This is a genomic window from Pseudomonas sp. GM48 (assembly GCF_000282335.1).
Lineage (GTDB): Bacteria > Pseudomonadota > Gammaproteobacteria > Pseudomonadales > Pseudomonadaceae > Aquipseudomonas.
The window spans coordinates 1-16,171 of sequence record NZ_AKJM01000063.1 but is presented as its reverse complement, the minus strand read 5'-3'; the positions used below and the strand labels follow the sequence as shown (position 1 = coordinate 16,171).

Annotated in this window: 18 protein-coding genes; 9 read left to right on the top strand and 9 right to left on the bottom strand. The window is 58.3% G+C overall.

Annotation, left to right across the window (positions count from 1 at the left end; all coding sequences use genetic code 11):
- Positions 1 to 50 precede the first annotated feature (50 nt).
- The 4 genes from PMI28_RS16725 to PMI28_RS16740 all read left to right on the top strand — a co-directional run bounded on the left by PMI28_RS16725 (position 51) and on the right by PMI28_RS16740 (position 3,372).
- A complete protein-coding gene (locus PMI28_RS16725) occupies positions 51 to 644 on the top strand; it encodes an aminodeoxychorismate/anthranilate synthase component II (RefSeq protein ID WP_007980194.1) in 594 nt (197 codons plus the stop codon).
- Positions 645 to 653: 9 nt separating this feature from the next.
- On the top strand, positions 654 to 1,703 hold the full coding sequence (trpD, locus tag PMI28_RS16730) for an anthranilate phosphoribosyltransferase (protein ID WP_007986021.1): 1,050 nt from the start codon (positions 654 to 656) through the stop codon (positions 1,701 to 1,703).
- The gene (trpC, locus tag PMI28_RS16735) at positions 1,700 to 2,536 is read left to right on the top strand and encodes an indole-3-glycerol phosphate synthase TrpC (protein WP_007986019.1); all 837 of its coding nucleotides are present in this window, start codon (positions 1,700 to 1,702) and stop codon (positions 2,534 to 2,536) included. Before trpD ends, trpC begins: the two co-directional genes overlap by 4 nt.
- A gap of 134 nt (positions 2,537 to 2,670) precedes the next feature.
- Complete coding sequence (locus PMI28_RS16740; RefSeq protein ID WP_007986017.1) at positions 2,671 to 3,372, top strand: lipoate--protein ligase family protein; 702 nt, start codon at positions 2,671 to 2,673, stop codon at positions 3,370 to 3,372.
- A 10-nt stretch (positions 3,373 to 3,382) separates the two neighbouring features.
- Here PMI28_RS16740 and crp read toward each other — a convergent pair whose 3' ends face one another.
- Complete coding sequence (gene crp, locus PMI28_RS16745) at positions 3,383 to 4,027, bottom strand: cAMP-activated global transcriptional regulator CRP (protein WP_007986014.1); 645 nt, start codon at positions 4,025 to 4,027, stop codon at positions 3,383 to 3,385.
- A gap of 217 nt (positions 4,028 to 4,244) precedes the next feature.
- Between crp and PMI28_RS16750 the strand changes: the two genes are divergently transcribed.
- Entirely contained in the window at positions 4,245 to 4,667 is a 423-nt protein-coding gene (locus tag PMI28_RS16750) for an OsmC family protein (protein WP_007941657.1), read from the top strand.
- Between the two features lie 239 nt (positions 4,668 to 4,906).
- Positions 4,907 to 5,698 carry an adenosylmethionine decarboxylase gene (speD, locus tag PMI28_RS16755; protein WP_007986012.1) on the top strand — a complete coding sequence of 264 codons (792 nt, stop codon included), beginning with the start codon at positions 4,907 to 4,909 and terminating at the stop codon, positions 5,696 to 5,698.
- A gap of 117 nt (positions 5,699 to 5,815) precedes the next feature.
- Here speD and coq7 read toward each other — a convergent pair whose 3' ends face one another.
- From coq7 to hemJ, 6 genes are all read right to left on the bottom strand, one after another.
- A complete protein-coding gene (gene coq7 / locus PMI28_RS16760; RefSeq protein WP_007986010.1) occupies positions 5,816 to 6,463 on the bottom strand; it encodes a 2-polyprenyl-3-methyl-6-methoxy-1,4-benzoquinone monooxygenase in 648 nt (215 codons plus the stop codon).
- A gap of 208 nt (positions 6,464 to 6,671) precedes the next feature.
- Positions 6,672 to 7,010, bottom strand: a complete 339-nt coding sequence (locus PMI28_RS16765; RefSeq protein ID WP_007986008.1) for a histidine triad nucleotide-binding protein — start codon at positions 7,008 to 7,010, stop codon at positions 6,672 to 6,674.
- Positions 7,011 to 7,090: 80 nt separating this feature from the next.
- On the bottom strand, positions 7,091 to 7,879 hold the full coding sequence (locus tag PMI28_RS16770) for an SDR family NAD(P)-dependent oxidoreductase (RefSeq protein ID WP_033063263.1): 789 nt from the start codon (positions 7,877 to 7,879) through the stop codon (positions 7,091 to 7,093).
- Between the two features lie 61 nt (positions 7,880 to 7,940).
- Entirely contained in the window at positions 7,941 to 8,906 is a 966-nt protein-coding gene (locus tag PMI28_RS16775) for a DUF805 domain-containing protein (protein WP_007986003.1), read from the bottom strand.
- A 93-nt stretch (positions 8,907 to 8,999) separates the two neighbouring features.
- On the bottom strand, positions 9,000 to 9,968 hold the full coding sequence (locus PMI28_RS16780; RefSeq protein WP_007986001.1) for an NAD(P)H-dependent flavin oxidoreductase: 969 nt from the start codon (positions 9,966 to 9,968) through the stop codon (positions 9,000 to 9,002).
- A gap of 33 nt (positions 9,969 to 10,001) precedes the next feature.
- Positions 10,002 to 10,433: a protoporphyrinogen oxidase HemJ gene (gene hemJ / locus PMI28_RS16785; RefSeq protein WP_007985999.1), complete on the bottom strand. Its 432-nt coding sequence runs from the start codon at positions 10,431 to 10,433 to the stop codon at positions 10,002 to 10,004.
- Positions 10,434 to 10,568: 135 nt separating this feature from the next.
- Between hemJ and argC the strand changes: the two genes are divergently transcribed.
- Together argC and erpA are read left to right on the top strand one after the other, a co-directional pair.
- The gene (gene argC / locus PMI28_RS16790; protein WP_007985997.1) at positions 10,569 to 11,603 is read left to right on the top strand and encodes an N-acetyl-gamma-glutamyl-phosphate reductase; all 1,035 of its coding nucleotides are present in this window, start codon (positions 10,569 to 10,571) and stop codon (positions 11,601 to 11,603) included.
- Positions 11,604 to 11,770: 167 nt separating this feature from the next.
- The gene (gene erpA / locus PMI28_RS16795; protein WP_007906865.1) at positions 11,771 to 12,121 is read left to right on the top strand and encodes an iron-sulfur cluster insertion protein ErpA; all 351 of its coding nucleotides are present in this window, start codon (positions 11,771 to 11,773) and stop codon (positions 12,119 to 12,121) included.
- A 68-nt stretch (positions 12,122 to 12,189) separates the two neighbouring features.
- Here the strand turns inward: erpA and PMI28_RS16800 are convergent, their stop codons facing one another.
- The gene (locus PMI28_RS16800) at positions 12,190 to 13,281 is read right to left on the bottom strand and encodes an anhydro-N-acetylmuramic acid kinase (RefSeq protein WP_007985995.1); all 1,092 of its coding nucleotides are present in this window, start codon (positions 13,279 to 13,281) and stop codon (positions 12,190 to 12,192) included.
- A gap of 3 nt (positions 13,282 to 13,284) precedes the next feature.
- Entirely contained in the window at positions 13,285 to 14,703 is a 1,419-nt protein-coding gene (locus tag PMI28_RS16805) for a peptidoglycan DD-metalloendopeptidase family protein (RefSeq protein WP_007985992.1), read from the bottom strand.
- A gap of 212 nt (positions 14,704 to 14,915) precedes the next feature.
- Here PMI28_RS16805 and tyrS point away from each other — a divergent pair, with 212 nt between their 5' ends.
- Positions 14,916 to 16,115 (top strand): tyrosine--tRNA ligase, encoded by a 1,200-nt coding sequence (gene tyrS / locus PMI28_RS16810; RefSeq protein ID WP_007985990.1) that lies wholly within the window; start codon positions 14,916 to 14,918, stop codon positions 16,113 to 16,115.
- Positions 16,116 to 16,171 lie beyond the last annotated feature (56 nt).

Genomic DNA, 16,171 nt, shown 5'->3' with positions numbered 1-16,171 from the left:
CATTCGAAGGCCATCTTTAAAGTCAGTGAATTCAAGAGGTTTTTAACGCCATGTTGCTGATGATCGATAACTACGACTCCTTTACCTACAACGTTGTGCAGTACCTGGGCGAGCTTGGCTCCCAGGTCAAAGTCGTGCGCAACGATGAACTGACCATCGCCGAAATCGAAGCCCTCAACCCTGAGCGCATCGTTGTGTCCCCCGGTCCTTGCACCCCGACCGAAGCCGGCATCTCGATCGAAGCGATCAAGCATTTCGCCGGCAAACTGCCGATTCTTGGCGTCTGCCTTGGCCACCAATCCATCGGCCAGGCCTTTGGCGGTGATGTGGTGCGCGCCCGTCAAGTGATGCACGGTAAGACTAGCCCGGTATTTCACGAGGACAAGGGTGTGTTCGCAGGCCTGAACCGTCCGCTGACGGTCACGCGCTATCATTCATTGATCGTCAAGCGCGAAACCCTGCCCGATTGCCTCGAACTGACCGCCTGGACCCAGCTCGAAGACGGCTCGGTGGATGAGATCATGGGCCTGCGTCACAAGACCCTGAACATCGAAGGCGTGCAATTTCACCCGGAATCGATCCTCACCGAGCAGGGCCACGAACTGTTCGCCAACTTCCTCAAACAAACCGGCGGCACGCGCTAAGGACTTTTCATGAATATCAAGACAGCCCTGAGCCGTATCGTCGATCACCTCGACCTCAGCACCGATGAAATGCGCGACGTGATGCGCGAAATCATGACCGGTCAATGCACCGACGCGCAGATTGGCGCGTTCATGATGGCCATGCGCATGAAGAGCGAAAGCATCGACGAAATCGTCGGTGCGGTGTCGGTGATGCGCGAACTGGCGGACAAGGTCGAACTCAAGACCCTCGACGGTGTAGTCGATGTGGTCGGCACTGGCGGCGACGGCGCCAATATTTTCAACGTGTCGACCGCTTCCGCTTTCGTGGTTTCGGCGGCCGGCTGTACGGTAGCCAAACACGGCAACCGTGCGGTGTCGGGCAAGAGCGGTAGCGCCGATCTGCTGGAGGCGGCCGGCATCTACCTGAACCTGACGCCGGTGCAAGTGGCGCGCTGCATTGACAACGTTGGTATTGGTTTCATGTTTGCCCAGACTCATCACTCTGCGATGAAATACGCCGCCAGTCCGCGTCGTGAACTGGGCTTGCGCACGTTGTTCAACATGCTCGGCCCGCTTACGAATCCGGCCGGTGTGAAGCATCAGGTGGTGGGCGTGTTCACCCAGGCCTTGTGCCGGCCGCTGGCCGAAGTGTTGCAGCGCCTGGGCAGCAAGCACGTGCTGGTGGTGCATTCGAAGGACGGCCTGGATGAGTTCAGCCTGGCAGCACCGACGTTTGTCGCTGAGCTGAAGGATGGCCAGATCACCGAATATTGGGTCGAGCCGGAAGACCTGGGCATGAAGAGCCAGAGCCTGCATGGCCTGGCGGTGGATAGCCCGGCGGCGTCCCTGGAGCTGATTCGCGATGCCCTGGGCAAGCGCAAGACCGAGAACGGTCAGAAAGCGGCCGAGATGATCATGCTCAATGCCGGTGCCGCACTGTATGCGGCCGACCATGCCAGCAGCCTGAAAGAAGGTGTTGCCTTGGCACACGATGCGCTGCACACCGGCCTCGCTCGAGAAAAGCTTGAGGAGCTGGGTGCATTTACCGCGGTATTCAAAGTGGAGAATGAAGGATGAGTGTACCGACGGTTCTGGAAAACATTCTGGCGCGCAAGGTCGAGGAAGTTGCCGAGCGTAGTGCTCGTGTCAGCCTCGCCGAGCTGGAAAGTCTGGCCAAGACGGCCGATGCACCCCGTGGTTTTGCCAAGGCCTTGCTGGCTCAGGCCAAGCTGAAGCAACCGGCCGTCATTGCCGAAATCAAGAAAGCTTCGCCGAGCAAAGGTGTGATCCGCGAGAACTTCATTCCCGCCGACATCGCCAGAAGCTACGAAAAGGGCGGCGCGACCTGCCTGTCGGTACTTACCGATATCGATTACTTCCAGGGTGCCGATGCCTATCTGCAGCAGGCCCGTGCGGCGTGCCAGTTGCCGGTGATCCGCAAGGACTTCATGATCGATCCGTATCAGATCGTCGAAGCCCGGGCCCTGGGTGCCGATTGCGTGCTGTTGATCGTTTCCGCACTGGACGACGTGAAAATGGCCGAACTGGCGGCCGTGGCCAAAAGCGTGAACCTTGACGTGCTGGTGGAAGTCCACGATGGCGATGAGCTGGAGCGGGCCCTGAAAACCCTCGACACTCCGCTGGTTGGCGTGAACAACCGCAACCTGCACACTTTCGATGTCAGCCTGGAAACCACTCTCGACCTGTTGCCGCGCATTCCGCGCGATCGTCTGGTCATCACCGAGAGCGGCATTCTCAACCGCGCCGATGTCGAACTGATGGAAATCAGCGACGTCTACGCGTTCCTGGTCGGCGAAGCGTTCATGCGTGCCGAAAGCCCGGGTACCGAGTTGCAGCGTCTGTTCTTCCCTGAGCGCGGCGTTCCCGTCAGCGGTTCTACACTCGACTGATTACTCACAGACCGAGTCGCCCCCTTCGCGAGCAAGCCCGCTCCCACATTAGACCTCGATCAAGTGTGGGAGCGGGCTTGCTCGCGAAGGGGCCCGCAAATTCCCCAAAGATCTCATGTCTGTCGGAGTTCTCCATGTCGCTGCCAATATCCCTGACCATCGAAGCCGGCCTGCAAGCCGAACAGGATCTGTTGGCCTCGGTCTGCGCCGGCGACGCGGAATTCGGCCTGCTGTTCTGGCAACCGAGCGATCAGGCTCTGGTCATGCCGCGCCGTTTGAATCGCTTGCCCGGTTTCGAGGCTGCCTGTGAAGTGTCGGCGACGGCAGGTTGGCCGGTGCTGCTGCGCGATACCGGCGGTGAGCCGGTTCCACAATCCGCCACAACGATCAATATCGCCCTGGTTTACGCGCCACCACGCAGCGAAGGTGATTTGAACCGCATCGAAACCGGTTACCGGCGCCTGTGCGACCCCATTTGCCAGTTGCTGGATGAATTGGGTGGTTCGTCGTCCCTTGGCGAAATCGACGGTGCATTCTGTGATGGACGCTTCAACGTCAATCTTGATGGTCGCAAGATGGTCGGCACCGCCCAGCGCTGGCGCCAGAGCCAGGGCGGTCAGCGTCCGGTGGGGTTGGTGCACGGTGCGATGCTGATCGATAACGACCGAGCGTCGATGGTCGCCGCGGTCAATCGCTTCAACGAAGCTTGCGGCCTGGAGCAACGAGTGCGCGCCGAAAGCCACATCGCGTTGCATGAGAAGTTCACGGCACCCTATGCACTGGCGCGCCTCGACGAACTCTACCGGTTGATGCTGGCGCAGATGTTCAGCGGCTAGGTTTTCGAGCTTATCGCGTACCGAAGACCACCATGGTCTTGCCTTTGACGTCCACCAGGTTGCGTTCTTCCAGATCCTTGAGCACGCGACCGACCATCTCCCGGGAACAACCGACAATCCGCCCGATTTCCTGACGGGTCACCTTGATTTGCATGCCATCGGGATGAGTCATGGCGTCTGGCTGTTTACACAGCTCCAGCAGGCAACGGGCGACTCGACCGGTCACATCGAAGAATGCCAGGTCACCGACCTTGCGCGTAGTGTTGCGCAGACGCTGTGCGATTTGTCCGCTGAGTACGTAAAGAATGTCCGGATCCTGCAGGGACAACTCGCGGAATTTCGCGTAGCTGATTTCCGCGACTTCGCATTCAACCTTGGCTCGCACCCAGGCGCTGCGCTCCTGTTCCAGGCCGGCCTGCTCAAACAGGCCCAGCTCGCCGAAAAAGTCCCCGGTGTTCAGGTAGGAAATGATCATTTCCCGGCCATCGTCATCTTCGATCAGGATGGTGACTGAGCCTTTGATGATGAAGAACAGCGTTTCCGAGCGGTCTCCGGCACAAATGATGTTGCTCTTGGCCTGATAGCGGCGGCGCTGGCAATGCATCAACAGCTTGTCGAGGTTCTTGATTTTGGGGTTGGGGGCAATCGCAACCATGGTTGTATCCCGAAAAGACAGCGCGTGTGTCTGGTTTTTTTATGAATAGCGAAAGCTGGCTATGCGCCATCGAATTGGCGTCAGCTTAACAGACACTTCCTGCAACATTCGAGCATTTACCTACAAGGCCGTGGGATATGTCCTAGGACGCCGGGGGCTTCAATCACGGGGCCTGTGCTAAGCTGGCGACCCTTTTTTATACAGTGGAGTCTTGGCGATGAAGGCACGCATCCAATGGGCTGGCGAAGCCATGTTCCTCGGCGAATCCGGTAGCGGTCATGTCGTGGTCATGGACGGTCCGCCCGATGCCGGCGGACGTAACCTGGGTGTCCGGCCGATGGAAATGTTGCTGCTGGGTGTCGGCGGTTGCAGCAATTTCGATGTGGTCAGCATCCTCAAGAAGTCCCGCCAGGCGGTCGAAAGCTGTGAGGCTTTCCTGGAAGCCGAGCGTGCGACCGAAGATCCAAAGGTTTTCACCAAAATCCACATGCACTTCGTGGTCAAGGGCCGCGGGCTGAAAGAAGCCCAGGTCAAGCGCGCCATCGAATTGTCTGCCGAGAAGTATTGCTCCGCCTCGATCATGCTCGGCGCGGCAGGCGTGGCAATCACCCACGACTACGAGATCATCGAGCTCGGTTGAATCGACATTCAACTATCATAAAAGCAGTGCAGACTCTGGCGAACCCAAGCTGACGTCTGCATAATGCGCCACTTTTTTCAGGGTAGTGGCCTGTCAGCCGACAGGCCTCGCACCCGAACAGACAACCAAAATCGCCATCGCGAAGAGGTGTTAACCGTCCTACGCAGGTGCGTTGTTCGCATCTGACGGGCATGCTTGATCACGCGGCCGGGCCGCAAACACATAGAGAGTTTTTAACGGTGAAAAGCAAACTCAAGCTCCACGGGTTCAATAACCTGACAAAGACCTTGAGCTTCAACATCTATGACATCTGCTACGCGGAAACCCCGCAAGACCAGCAGGCTTACGTCGAGTACATCAATAAAGAGTACAACGCGAAACGCCTGACGCAGATCCTCACGGAAGTTGTCGATATCATTGGTGCCAACATCCTGAACATTGCCAGTCAGGACTATGAGCCGCAGGGTGCCAGCGTCACGATCCTGATCTCCGAAGAGCCGGTAACCCCGACCGACAGTCAGATCGAAGAGTCTCCGGGCCCGCTGCCTGAAATCATTCTGGCCCACCTCGACAAGAGCCACATCACGGTGCACACCTACCCGGAAATCCATCCGGTCAGCGGTATTGCAACCTTCCGTGTGGACATCGACGTGTCGACTTGCGGGGTCATTTCACCGCTTAAAGCGCTCAACTTCCTGATTCACCAGTTCGATTCGGACATCGTGACCGTGGACTACCGTGTGCGCGGCTTCACCCGTGACGTTGAAGGCAAAAAGCACTTCATCGACCATGAGATCAATTCGATCCAGAACTACCTTTCCGATGACACTTACGACGCGTACCAGATGACCGACGTGAACGTGTACCAGGAAAACCTGTTCCACACCAAGATGCTGCTGAAGAACTTCGAACTGGATAACTACCTGTTCGGCGACGCCACCAGCAACCTGTCCTCTGAGCAACGCGCCCAGGTGACCGAGCGGGTGAAACACGAAATGCTCGAAATCTTCTACGCACGCAATATGGCGTAAGATTCTCGAACACAAAAAAGGCGACTTCCTCACGGCAGTCGCCTTTTTTATTGCTATCACGAACCCCTTGTGGGAGCGGGCTTGCTCGCGAAGGGGGCCTGTCAGCCGACCTGGAAATCAGATCCGATAGGTGCTCTTGGTCATCACCTTGGCCATCAGACTCATCCCGAACTTCACCGGTGCCGGAAACCGGAACCCGCCAGCCTCCAGCGCACTTTCGGCATGCTGTTCTTCATCGATGCGCATCTGCTCAAGAATCGCCCGGGACTTTTCATCTTCGGCCGGCAATTGCTCCAGATGTTCGTTCAGGTGTTTGCACACCTGGTCTTCCGTTGCCGCGACGAACCCCAGGCTGACTTTGTCGCTGATCAGGCCAGCCACTGCACCAATCCCGAACGACATGCCGTAAAACAGCGGATTGAGGATGCTGGTGTGGCTACCCAGTTGCTGGATACGTTGTTCGCACCAGACCAGGTGATCAATTTCTTCTTCGGCGGCATGTTCCATCGCGGCACGCACTTGCGGCAGCTTGGCAGTCAGTGCCTGCCCTTGATACAGCGCCTGGGCGCAGACTTCTCCGGTGTGGTTGATGCGCATCAGGCCGGCAACGTGACGCGTGTCTTCGTCGCTCATTTTCGCATCCGGCTGCACGATGGCTGGCGACGGACGGTACGGCTGGCCGCTGAAGGGCAGCAGGGTGCGCATCGCGGCATCGGCTTGCAGCAGAAGTCGGTCAATCGGCGAGTAGTGACGTTGGGTAGTCATGCTGACCTCCGGGGGAATTTCGGCGGCCAGTTTAACCCAATCGGCCGGGGAAGGATTGCGCTGGGTCATTGTGCTGCAGAGGCTGTGACAGTGTTGTGATGCCCTTGTGGGAGCGGGCTTGCTCGCGAAGTCGGAGTGTCAGTCAACAAAGATGTTGAAAGTGATGCCCTCTTCGCGAGCAAGCCCGCTCCCACAAGGGGGGGAGTAATCAGCCCGGCGGCCAGTGCATCTGGCGCTGACCCAACACGTGCATATGAATGTGGTAGACGGTTTGCCCGCCTTCTTCATTGCAGTTCATGACGACACGAAAGCCCTTTTCGCAGCCCAGTTCCAGTGCCAGGCGCTGGGCGGTGAACAGAATGTGCCCGGCCAATGCCTTGTCGTCCTCGGTCAGGTCGTTCAGGGTGCGAACCGGTTTCTTCGGGACCACCAGAAAATGTACCGGTGCCTGTGGGGCAATGTCGTGGAAGGCCAGTACCTGGTCGTCCTCGTAAATGATCTTCGCCGGGATTTCCCGGTTGATGATCTTGGTGAACAGAGTATCCACAGCTGTTTTCTCCGTTGTTTGGGCTGGCCTGAGTGTACTCATGGCGTATGCCAGCGCCCAGTCTTTTACCTTGAGTTGGATCAGCGCGGGCAGTAGGCCTTGTTGACCATGCCGGCGATGGTGCGAGTCAGCCAGCGCGAGCCGAGCCTTGGCAGGAAGGCGAACCAGCGGTTGCGCCGCCCTGGAATAATGATCGCTTTATTCTTTTCCAGTGCGCGCACGGTGTAGAGCGCCACTTCCTCGGGGCTCATCAGCAGTTTGCTGTTGGCCAGTTTGTCGCTGTCGAGTTGTGCGGTACGGAAAAATGCCGTGCGGGTCGGCCCGGGGCAGAGCACCGAAACCTTGATCGCACATTTTTTCAGCTCGACGCGCAACCCTTCGGAAAAGTGCAGCACATACGCCTTGCTGGCGTAATAGGTACTCATCCACGGCCCCGGTTGAAACGCCGCCATCGAGGCCACATTCAGAATCTGCCCGCCGCCTTGCAGGGCCATGCTGTTGCCGATGGCATGGCACAGGCGGGTGAGGGCGAGGATGTTCACTTCGATCAGGTCTTGTTCGGTCATCCAGTCCTGGGCCAGAAACGGGCCGCATGTACCGATACCGGCGCAGTTGACCAGCAGATCGATCTGCCGGTCGCCTTCTTCCAGCTCCAGCAGGAACCCGGACAGGCGCAGCGGTTCGCCCAGGTCACAGGCACGGAACAACACTTCCACGCCGAACCTTTGGGTCAGTTCAATCGCAATACTTTCCAGCTGATCACGTTGTCGGGCCACCAGAATCAGGCTGCGGCCGCGCCGTGCCAGCGCTTCGGCCATTGCCAGGCCGATGCCGCTGGAGGCGCCAGTGATCAGAGCGTAACGGGTCATGCAGTTCTCCATCGCAACAGCTCCGCGCCGCGACGCAGGTGTCACGGGCCAGGAGCGCTGTTCATTCTTTCGCAGAGTCTACAGGGGGCTGGACCTCTTCGGCTGCATCGTCGACGGAATTTGGCACCGGTGCGACCTCGACGTCGATTTCATCGGTGGTGGCCGAACTGCTTTCGTAGCTGCTCTGCGCGGCGCTTTTGTATTCTTCCCGTATCGCCGTGAGACCACCGGCCAGCGAGCCGAATAGAACCAGCGCGATAACGATCAGCCACAGCGAAGACAATACCTTGACCGCAGTACTGTTCGGCGGAGGCGGCGGGCCGTAGCGGTTGGCGGTGTCGTTGCCCGGCACAACCATGATCACGAACGGAAAGAAACTGCCAACGAACGGCACCAGGTTAAGCAGCCACAGCCAGCCGGACCAGCCGACATCGTGCAAGCGTTGAACAGTGATCTGGATGCTGACGAATACAAATCCGACGAACAGGATCAAGGCCAGCAAGCTGCCCAATATCAGGCCTGCGGTCGAATCCGCGCCGATGAGAGCCAGAGCGACCAAGGCAAACACCCCGCAAACGGCCAGGAGTACAGTTGACAGCACCAGCGTCCAGGCGAGATAACGCAAGCGGCCGATACGGCCATCGAAACTGAATGGCTTGAGCGTGGCGAATTCCGCCGCGACTTCGCCGACCGGCGCGCGAGGCGGCGCGTAAGGGGACTGCGGATCTGCAAAAGACGCCTGGCCGCTGGCCGGAGCATGGTCATGAACGTCGGCGAGGTTCAGCTCGATCGGCGTTTCGGCTTCGATGCGGGCGTCGATACCGGTTTTGCTCAGCGCCTGGAGATAGGTCTGGGCATCGGCTTGCGACAGGTTGCGTTTGAGCGCTACCGGACGCCCGGTGAACAGACGCTCAATGGCCGTGACATCGCTTTTGAACAACTCGGCGAGATTGAGCTTTGCCGTGGTGACGTCAACACCGGGCAGCAAGGAGCCTTCGAATACGATTTTGAAATGATTTTCACCCATGTCCGAGGCATCCTTGTCGCGAGAGGTTGAAAGGAAAATGTTGTGTCCGGGTGAGTGTAAGGCCAGCCGGGCAAGGCTGGCCAAGGTTTGCTGTCAGCTCGGCCAGCGTTTGGTCAACTGGGCAGCCTGCTCCAGGGCCTTGCGGTACTCCGCGTCGAGACGTGCAATCAACTGCTCGACACTTGGCAAGTCCTCGATTTCTCCCACGCCCTGGCCGGCAGACCAAACGGTTTTCCAGGCTTTGGCCTCATCGCTCACGGGTTTGAGCTTGGAACCGAAATTGATCTCGCCCTTGCCTTGCAAGGCGGCCATGTCGAAACCGGCGGCTTCCAGGCTCTGGCGCATGAAACTCGCCGGGACACCTGACACAACTGGAGTATGGATGATGTCTGCGGCTTTGGATGTCAGCAGCATTTCTTTGTAGGCCTCGGGTGCGTGACTTTCGGTCGTGCCGATAAATCGAGTGCCAAAGTAGGCCAGATCCGCGCCGAGCAATTGCGCGGCAAGAATTTCATGCCCGTGGTTCAAGCAGCCGGCCAGCAACAGGGTCTTGTCGAAGAACTGGCGGATTTCGGCAATCAGCGAGAACGGGCTCCAGGTCCCGGCGTGTCCACCGGCGCCGGCAGCCACGGCGATCAATCCATCTACGCCGGCTTCGGCTGCTTTCTCGGCATGACGACGTGTCGTCACATCATGGAACACCAGGCCGCCGTAGCTGTGCACCGTGTCGACCAGCTCTTTCACGGCACCGAGGCTGGTGATCACGATCGGTACTTTGTGTTCGACGCAGATCTCAAGATCCGCCTGTAAGCGTGGATTGCTGTTATGCACGATCAGGTTCACGGCATAAGGCGCGGGGTTTTCCATTGTCGCCAGCCCGGCTTCGATCTCTTCCAGCCAGGCCTTGAAGCCGCTGCTTTCGCGCTGGTTCAGCGCCGGGAAGCTACCGACCACGCCCTGGCGACAACAGGCGAGTACCAATTGCGGATTGGAAATCAGGAACATCGGTGCTGCCACCACGGGCAGACGCAAACGTTGTTCGAGCAGAGCGGGCAGCGACATTGGAAGTACCCCGGTGGTTTGAGCCTATTGGGTTTAGAACGGCCGAACGACGACCAGAATTACGATTGCCAGCAATATCAGAACCGGAACCTCATTGAACCAGCGATAAAAGACATGGCTGCGGGTGTTTTCGCCACGGGCAAAACGTTTTACCTGCGCGCCGCACATGTGGTGGTAGCCGATCAGAATCACCACCAGCGTCAGCTTGGCGTGCATCCAGCCACCCTGAGTGAAGTAGGCGCCGGGGTTGAGGCTGATCAACCAGCCGCCGAAGATCAGCGTAGCGATCATTGCCGGTCCCATGATGCCGCGGTACAGCTTGCGCTCCATGATGCTGAAGCGTTCCTTGCTGACGGTGTCCTCGCTTTGGGCGTGATAGACGAACAGTCGCGGCAGGTAGAACAGGCCGGCAAACCAGCAAACGATACTGATGATGTGAAGCGCTTTGAGCCACAGATAAAGCATTTTTAGTTATTCCCCAATTCACGGTAGCCGGAATAGTAGAGGCTTGACGCTCCGCACGTCACCTTGCCGGTTGTCGCAGGGGCGCGCGCGCCCTATTATCGACGGCTTTCCAGTGGGTTCGTTGAGGGCAGGTTTATGGTCAAGGTCGGTATCGTCGGCGGCACGGGTTACACCGGTGTCGAACTGCTGCGTCTGTTGGCGCAACATCCGCAAGCTGAAGTGGTTGTCATCACTTCCCGATCCGAGGCTGGCCTGGCCGTGGCCGACATGTACCCGAACCTGCGAGGCCACTACGACGGCCTGGCATTCAGCGTTCCGGACATCAAGACCCTGGGCGCTTGCGATGTGGTGTTTTTCGCCACGCCACACGGTGTTGCCCATGCCTTGGCGGGCGAATTGCTGGCGGCCGGGACCAAGGTCATCGACCTGTCGGCCGACTTCCGTCTGCAAGACGCGGATGAATGGGCCAAATGGTACGGCCAGCCGCACGGCGCGCCGGAACTGCTGGACGAAGCGGTCTACGGTCTGCCGGAAGTCAATCGCGAGCAGATCAAGAAAGCACGCCTGATTGCCGTGCCAGGCTGCTATCCAACCGCAACGCAATTGGGTTTCCTGCCATTGCTCGAAGCCGGCCTGGCCGATGCTGCGCATTTGATTGCTGACTGCAAGTCCGGCGTCAGTGGTGCCGGTCGTGGTGCTTCCGTAGGCTCGCTGTACTCCGAGACGTCGGAAAGCATGAAGGCCTATGCCGTCAAAGGTCACCGTCACCTGCCGGAGATTCGTCAGGGGCTGAGTCGTGCAGCAGGCAAGGACGTCGGCCTGACCTTCGTTCCGCATCTGACGCCGATGATTCGTGGCATTCACTCCACGCTGTACGCAACCGTCGTTGATCGCTCGGTGGACCTGCAGGCGCTGTTTGAAAAGCGTTATGCCAATGAGCCGTTCGTCGATGTGATGCCAGCCGGCAGCCATCCTGAGACGCGTAGCGTGCGTGGTGCCAACGTTTGCCGTATCGCGGTGCATCGTCCGCAGGATGGTGATCTTGTGGTGGTGTTGTCGGTGATCGATAACCTGGTCAAAGGTGCTTCGGGCCAGGCAGTGCAGAACATGAACATCCTGTTCGGGCTGGATGAACGTCTGGGTCTTTCCCACGCGGGCATGCTGCCGTAAGGCTTATCGCGCACAGCAAAAAGGCCCGTTAGACGGGCCTTTTTGCATTCCGGGCTGGCGATTGGATTGGTTGATATACCATAACAATAGTTGACCGCTTTTCTAGGAGAAGCGGATAATGCGCGTCATCACGCAATATGACGGCGTAACGCCGGGAGATAGTCAGCATGAGCGTCGAATCCTTCACCCCCACGGCTTTGCAATTCACCCACGGTGCCGCGCACAAGGTGAAGAGCCTGGTCGATGAAGAGGGGAATGATCGCTTGAAGCTGCGCGTATTCGTTACGGGCGGCGGTTGTTCAGGTTTTCAGTACGGCTTCACCTTCGATGAAGAAGTGGCCGATGACGACACCATCGTCGAGCGCGAAGGTGTGAGTCTGGTGGTCGATCCGATGAGCTTCCAGTACTTGGCAGGTGCCGAGGTGGACTACCAGGAAGGTCTGGAAGGTTCGCGTTTCGTCATCAAGAACCCGAATGCGACCACTACCTGTGGCTGCGGTTCTTCGTTCTCGATCTGATCAGCGCGCCTGTTTCACAGAACGCCGCACGGCCTCAGGGTCTTGCGGCGTTTTGCTGTCTGGAGGATTTATGCGGGGTAGATGGCGCCGAGTACGCGCAAACCGCGGGCACCGGTAACGCTCGGACGGTTAGCCGCGATGCCTTCGAGACAGCAATGAGCCAGCCACGCGAAGGCCATGGCTTCGACCCAGTCGGGGTCTACACCGTAGGTGGCGGTGCTGCTGACGCTTGCATTTGGCAGCAGGCTGGCCAAGCGGTTCATCAAAGCAGTGTTGTGGGCGCCGCCGCCGCAGACCAGCAGTTCCTGCGTGTCTGACTGGGCGCTTTGCAGTGATTCGATGATGGTCAGCGCGGTCAGCTCAAGCAGCGTCGCCTGAACATCTTCGGCGGCGAAGGCTGGCAGTTGTGCCAGATGCTGTGTCAGCCATGGCAGGTTGAACACTTCCCGGCCGGTACTCTTCGGGCCTTTGGTCACAAAGAACGGATCACTGAGCAGTGCATTCAGCAGGATCGGTTCTACGTTGCCGCTGGCGGCCCATTGGCCGTCACGGTCAAAGTGGTCGCCGCGTTGCTGATGAATCCAGGCGTCCAGCAGCACGTTGCCCGGGCCACAGTCGAAACCGGCAACAGGCTTGCCGGGCTCGATCAGGCTGAGATTGCTGAAGCCGCCAACGTTCAGCACGGCGCGATTACCGATCCGTTCCTCAAACAAGGCTTCGTGAAAGGCGGGAACCAGCGGTGCACCTTGTCCGCCGGCAGCGACATCGCGGCTGCGGAAATCGCTGACCACGGTGATGCCAGTCAGCTCTGTCAGCAATGCCGGATTGCCGATCTGCACGGTGAACCCGCGGGCCGGTTCGTGGCGGATGGTCTGGCCATGACTGCCAATCGCACGAATGTCGTCAGGCTTCAGTTGCTGCTGCGCGAGAAGGGCATGAATCCCTTGGGCTGCCAGTTTCACCCAGTTCTGCTGGGCGATGGCGGAGCGGGCGATCTCGTCCGGGCCGCTGGCGCACAAGCCAAGCAGCTCGGCGCGCAGGGAATCGGGCATCGGGATGTAGTGGGAGGCGATCAGTCTGATCGCCGGGGTTTGCTCGATCAGCGCGATGTCCAGGCCATCAAGGCTGGTCCCGGACATCACACCTATATAGAGCGCCATGACTTAACGCTTGCTCGAAGCCAGCAGAGTGGCTTTTTCCTGTTCCATGCGTGCCATCAACGGCTGGCTTTGGGCGAGGAAGCGTGTGCGTTCTGCCTTGGCAATCGGATCGGCCATTGGCAGTTTCTGGCCCAACGGGTCGACGTGCACGCCATTGACCTGGAACTCGTAGTGCAAGTGCGGACCAGTGGAGAGGCCGGTGGTGCCAATGTAGCCAATCACTTGGCCCTGCTTCACTGTGCCGCCAGTCTTCACGCCTTTGGCGAAGCCTTGCATGTGGCCGTAGAGCGTGGTGTAGGTATTGCCGTGCTGGATGATCACGGTGTTGCCGTAGCCGCCACGGCGACCCGCCAGCAGGACCTTGCCATCACCGGCAGCCTTGATCGGCGTACCACGCGGGGCGGCGTAGTCGACGCCTTTGTGGGCGCGGATCTTGTTAAGGATCGGGTGTTTGCGTCCCATGGAAAATTTCGAGCTGATACGGGCGAAGTCCACCGGTGTGCGGATGAACGCCTTGCGCATGCTGTTGCCGTCAGCAGTGTAATAGCTGCTGTTGCCTTGTTTGTTGGTGTAGCGAACGGCGGTGTAGGTCTTGCCGCGGTTGGTGAAGCGCGCCGACAGGATCGGGCCATTTCCTACGGCTTTGCCGTTGACCACCTTTTGCTCGTAGATCACGTCGAACTCGTCGCCCTGGCGAATATCCTGGGCGAAATCCACGTCGTAGCCAAACACGCTGGCCATGTCCATGGTCAGGCTGTGGGACAGGCCGGCACGGGCCGCGGACTGCGACAGCGAGCTGTTGATCACGCCGTGAACGTAAGCGGAGCGCACGGTCGGTTTCGCGGTGGTGCGGTTAAACGTGTAGCCCTTGTCGTTCTTGGTCAGGCTGATGCTTTCGAGGTCGTTGAGCTTGCTGTGCAAGGTGGTCAACTGGCCGTCAGGGCTCAGTTCGAACTCGAGTTTTTGCCCATGCTTGAGCTGGCTGAACTGCTTGGCCTGCTTGTCGCTGGCCAGCACGTCACGCACTGAAGTAGCCGGGAGGCCGACTTTCTCGAACAGTGTAGAGAGGGTGTCACCCTTGGTGACGATCACCTCCCTGTGGCTTGCCGGCTTCTTTTCTTCGACGACCGGCGCCGGTTCGGCTTGAGCGGTTTCCTGAGTGTCTTCGGCGCTATTGTCGATTTGCGCGAAGGGGGAGGCTGCTGGTTCATTTGTGGCTTGAACGGCGTCAGCAGCGTCTTGATCTTGTGTCAGTTGTTCAACAGGGCTTTCCAGTTCAAGACTCAGGGTCGTCTTTTTGGCTTCAACATCGCTGGAAGGGAATACCAGGAGCGCCAGGCTGAGAAGGGCGGCGATGCCACTTGCGGCAAGCAAGTGGGTTTTCGGGTAAAGCGGCGGCGCTTTAGACGATTCTGTGGTCATAAGTGGCTTTGACTTTGAAAAAGGATGAATTGGAAAAGATGAATGACATGATGAAGATGAAATAACTGTATAAAATATAACCAAATCATCTCTGAAGCAAGTCCGCAGGCACTCTGTCTGTGGATTGGCGTCCGTGCGCCGGGCAAACCTTGTATTTGACGCGCGATCTTGTATGGTTGGTTCCCTTTGAATCTGAGCCTTGCGGGTCTGTTATGAAGTCGGTTGAAGAGCAGCTAGCGCTGATCAAACGTGGTGCGGAAGAACTGTTGGTCGAGTCCGAGCTGATTGAAAAGCTCAAGCGTGGCCAGCCGCTACGTATTAAGGCGGGCTTCGATCCAACGGCTCCGGATCTGCACTTGGGTCACACCGTTCTTATTAATAAGCTGCGCCAGTTCCAGGAACTGGGGCATCAGGTGATTTTCCTGATTGGTGATTTCACCGGGATGATTGGTGATCCGAGCGGCAAGAGTGCTACGCGTCCACCGCTCACTCGCGAGCAGGTCCTCGAGAATGCCGAGACCTACAAGACTCAGGTCTTCAAGATTCTGGATCCGGCAAAAACCGAAGTGGCATTCAACTCCACCTGGATGGACCAGATGGGGCCGGCCGACTTCATTCGCCTGACCTCGCAGTACACCGTGGCCCGCATGCTCGAGCGCGATGACTTCGACAAGCGCTATACAAGCAATCAGCCAATCGCCATTCATGAGTTCCTTTATCCGCTGGTTCAGGGTTACGACTCGGTAGCTCTGCGTGCAGACGTTGAGCTCGGTGGTACCGATCAGAAATTCAACCTGCTGATGGGGCGTGAGCTGCAGCGTGGTTATGGTCAGGAAGCTCAATGCATTTTGACCATGCCGCTGCTTGAGGGGCTGGATGGCGTGAAGAAGATGTCCAAGTCCTTGGGCAACTATGTCGGTATCCAGGAAGCGCCGGGTGTGATGTACAGCAAGCTGGTCTCCATTCCGGATGTGTTGATGTGGCGTTACTTCGAACTGCTCAGCTTCCGCTCCATGGATGAGATCAATGCGTTCCGCGCTGATGTGGAGGCGGGCGCCAATCCGCGCGATATCAAGATCAAGCTGGCTGAAGAGATCGTTGCGCGTTTCCATGGTGAGGAGGCTGCGGCCAGTGCTCATCGCGCAGCCGGTAACCGCATGAAGGAAGGCGAGCTGCCGGATGACCTGCCAGAGATCGAATTGACGGCTGCCGAGGACATGCCGATTGCTGCCGTCCTTAATAAGGCCGGTTTGGTGAAGAACTCGGCAATGGCGCGAGATCTTCTCGGTTCGGGCGGTGTGCGTATAGATGGTGAAGTGGTTGATCGCACCTTTATATATGCGCTGGGTGCAACCCATGTTTGCCAGGCCGGCAAGAAGGCATTTGCGCGTATTACGCTCAAGGCTGAATAAAGTTGAAATAAAGTGTTGACGGCGAATTTTAGAAGCCTATAATTCGCCCCACTTCC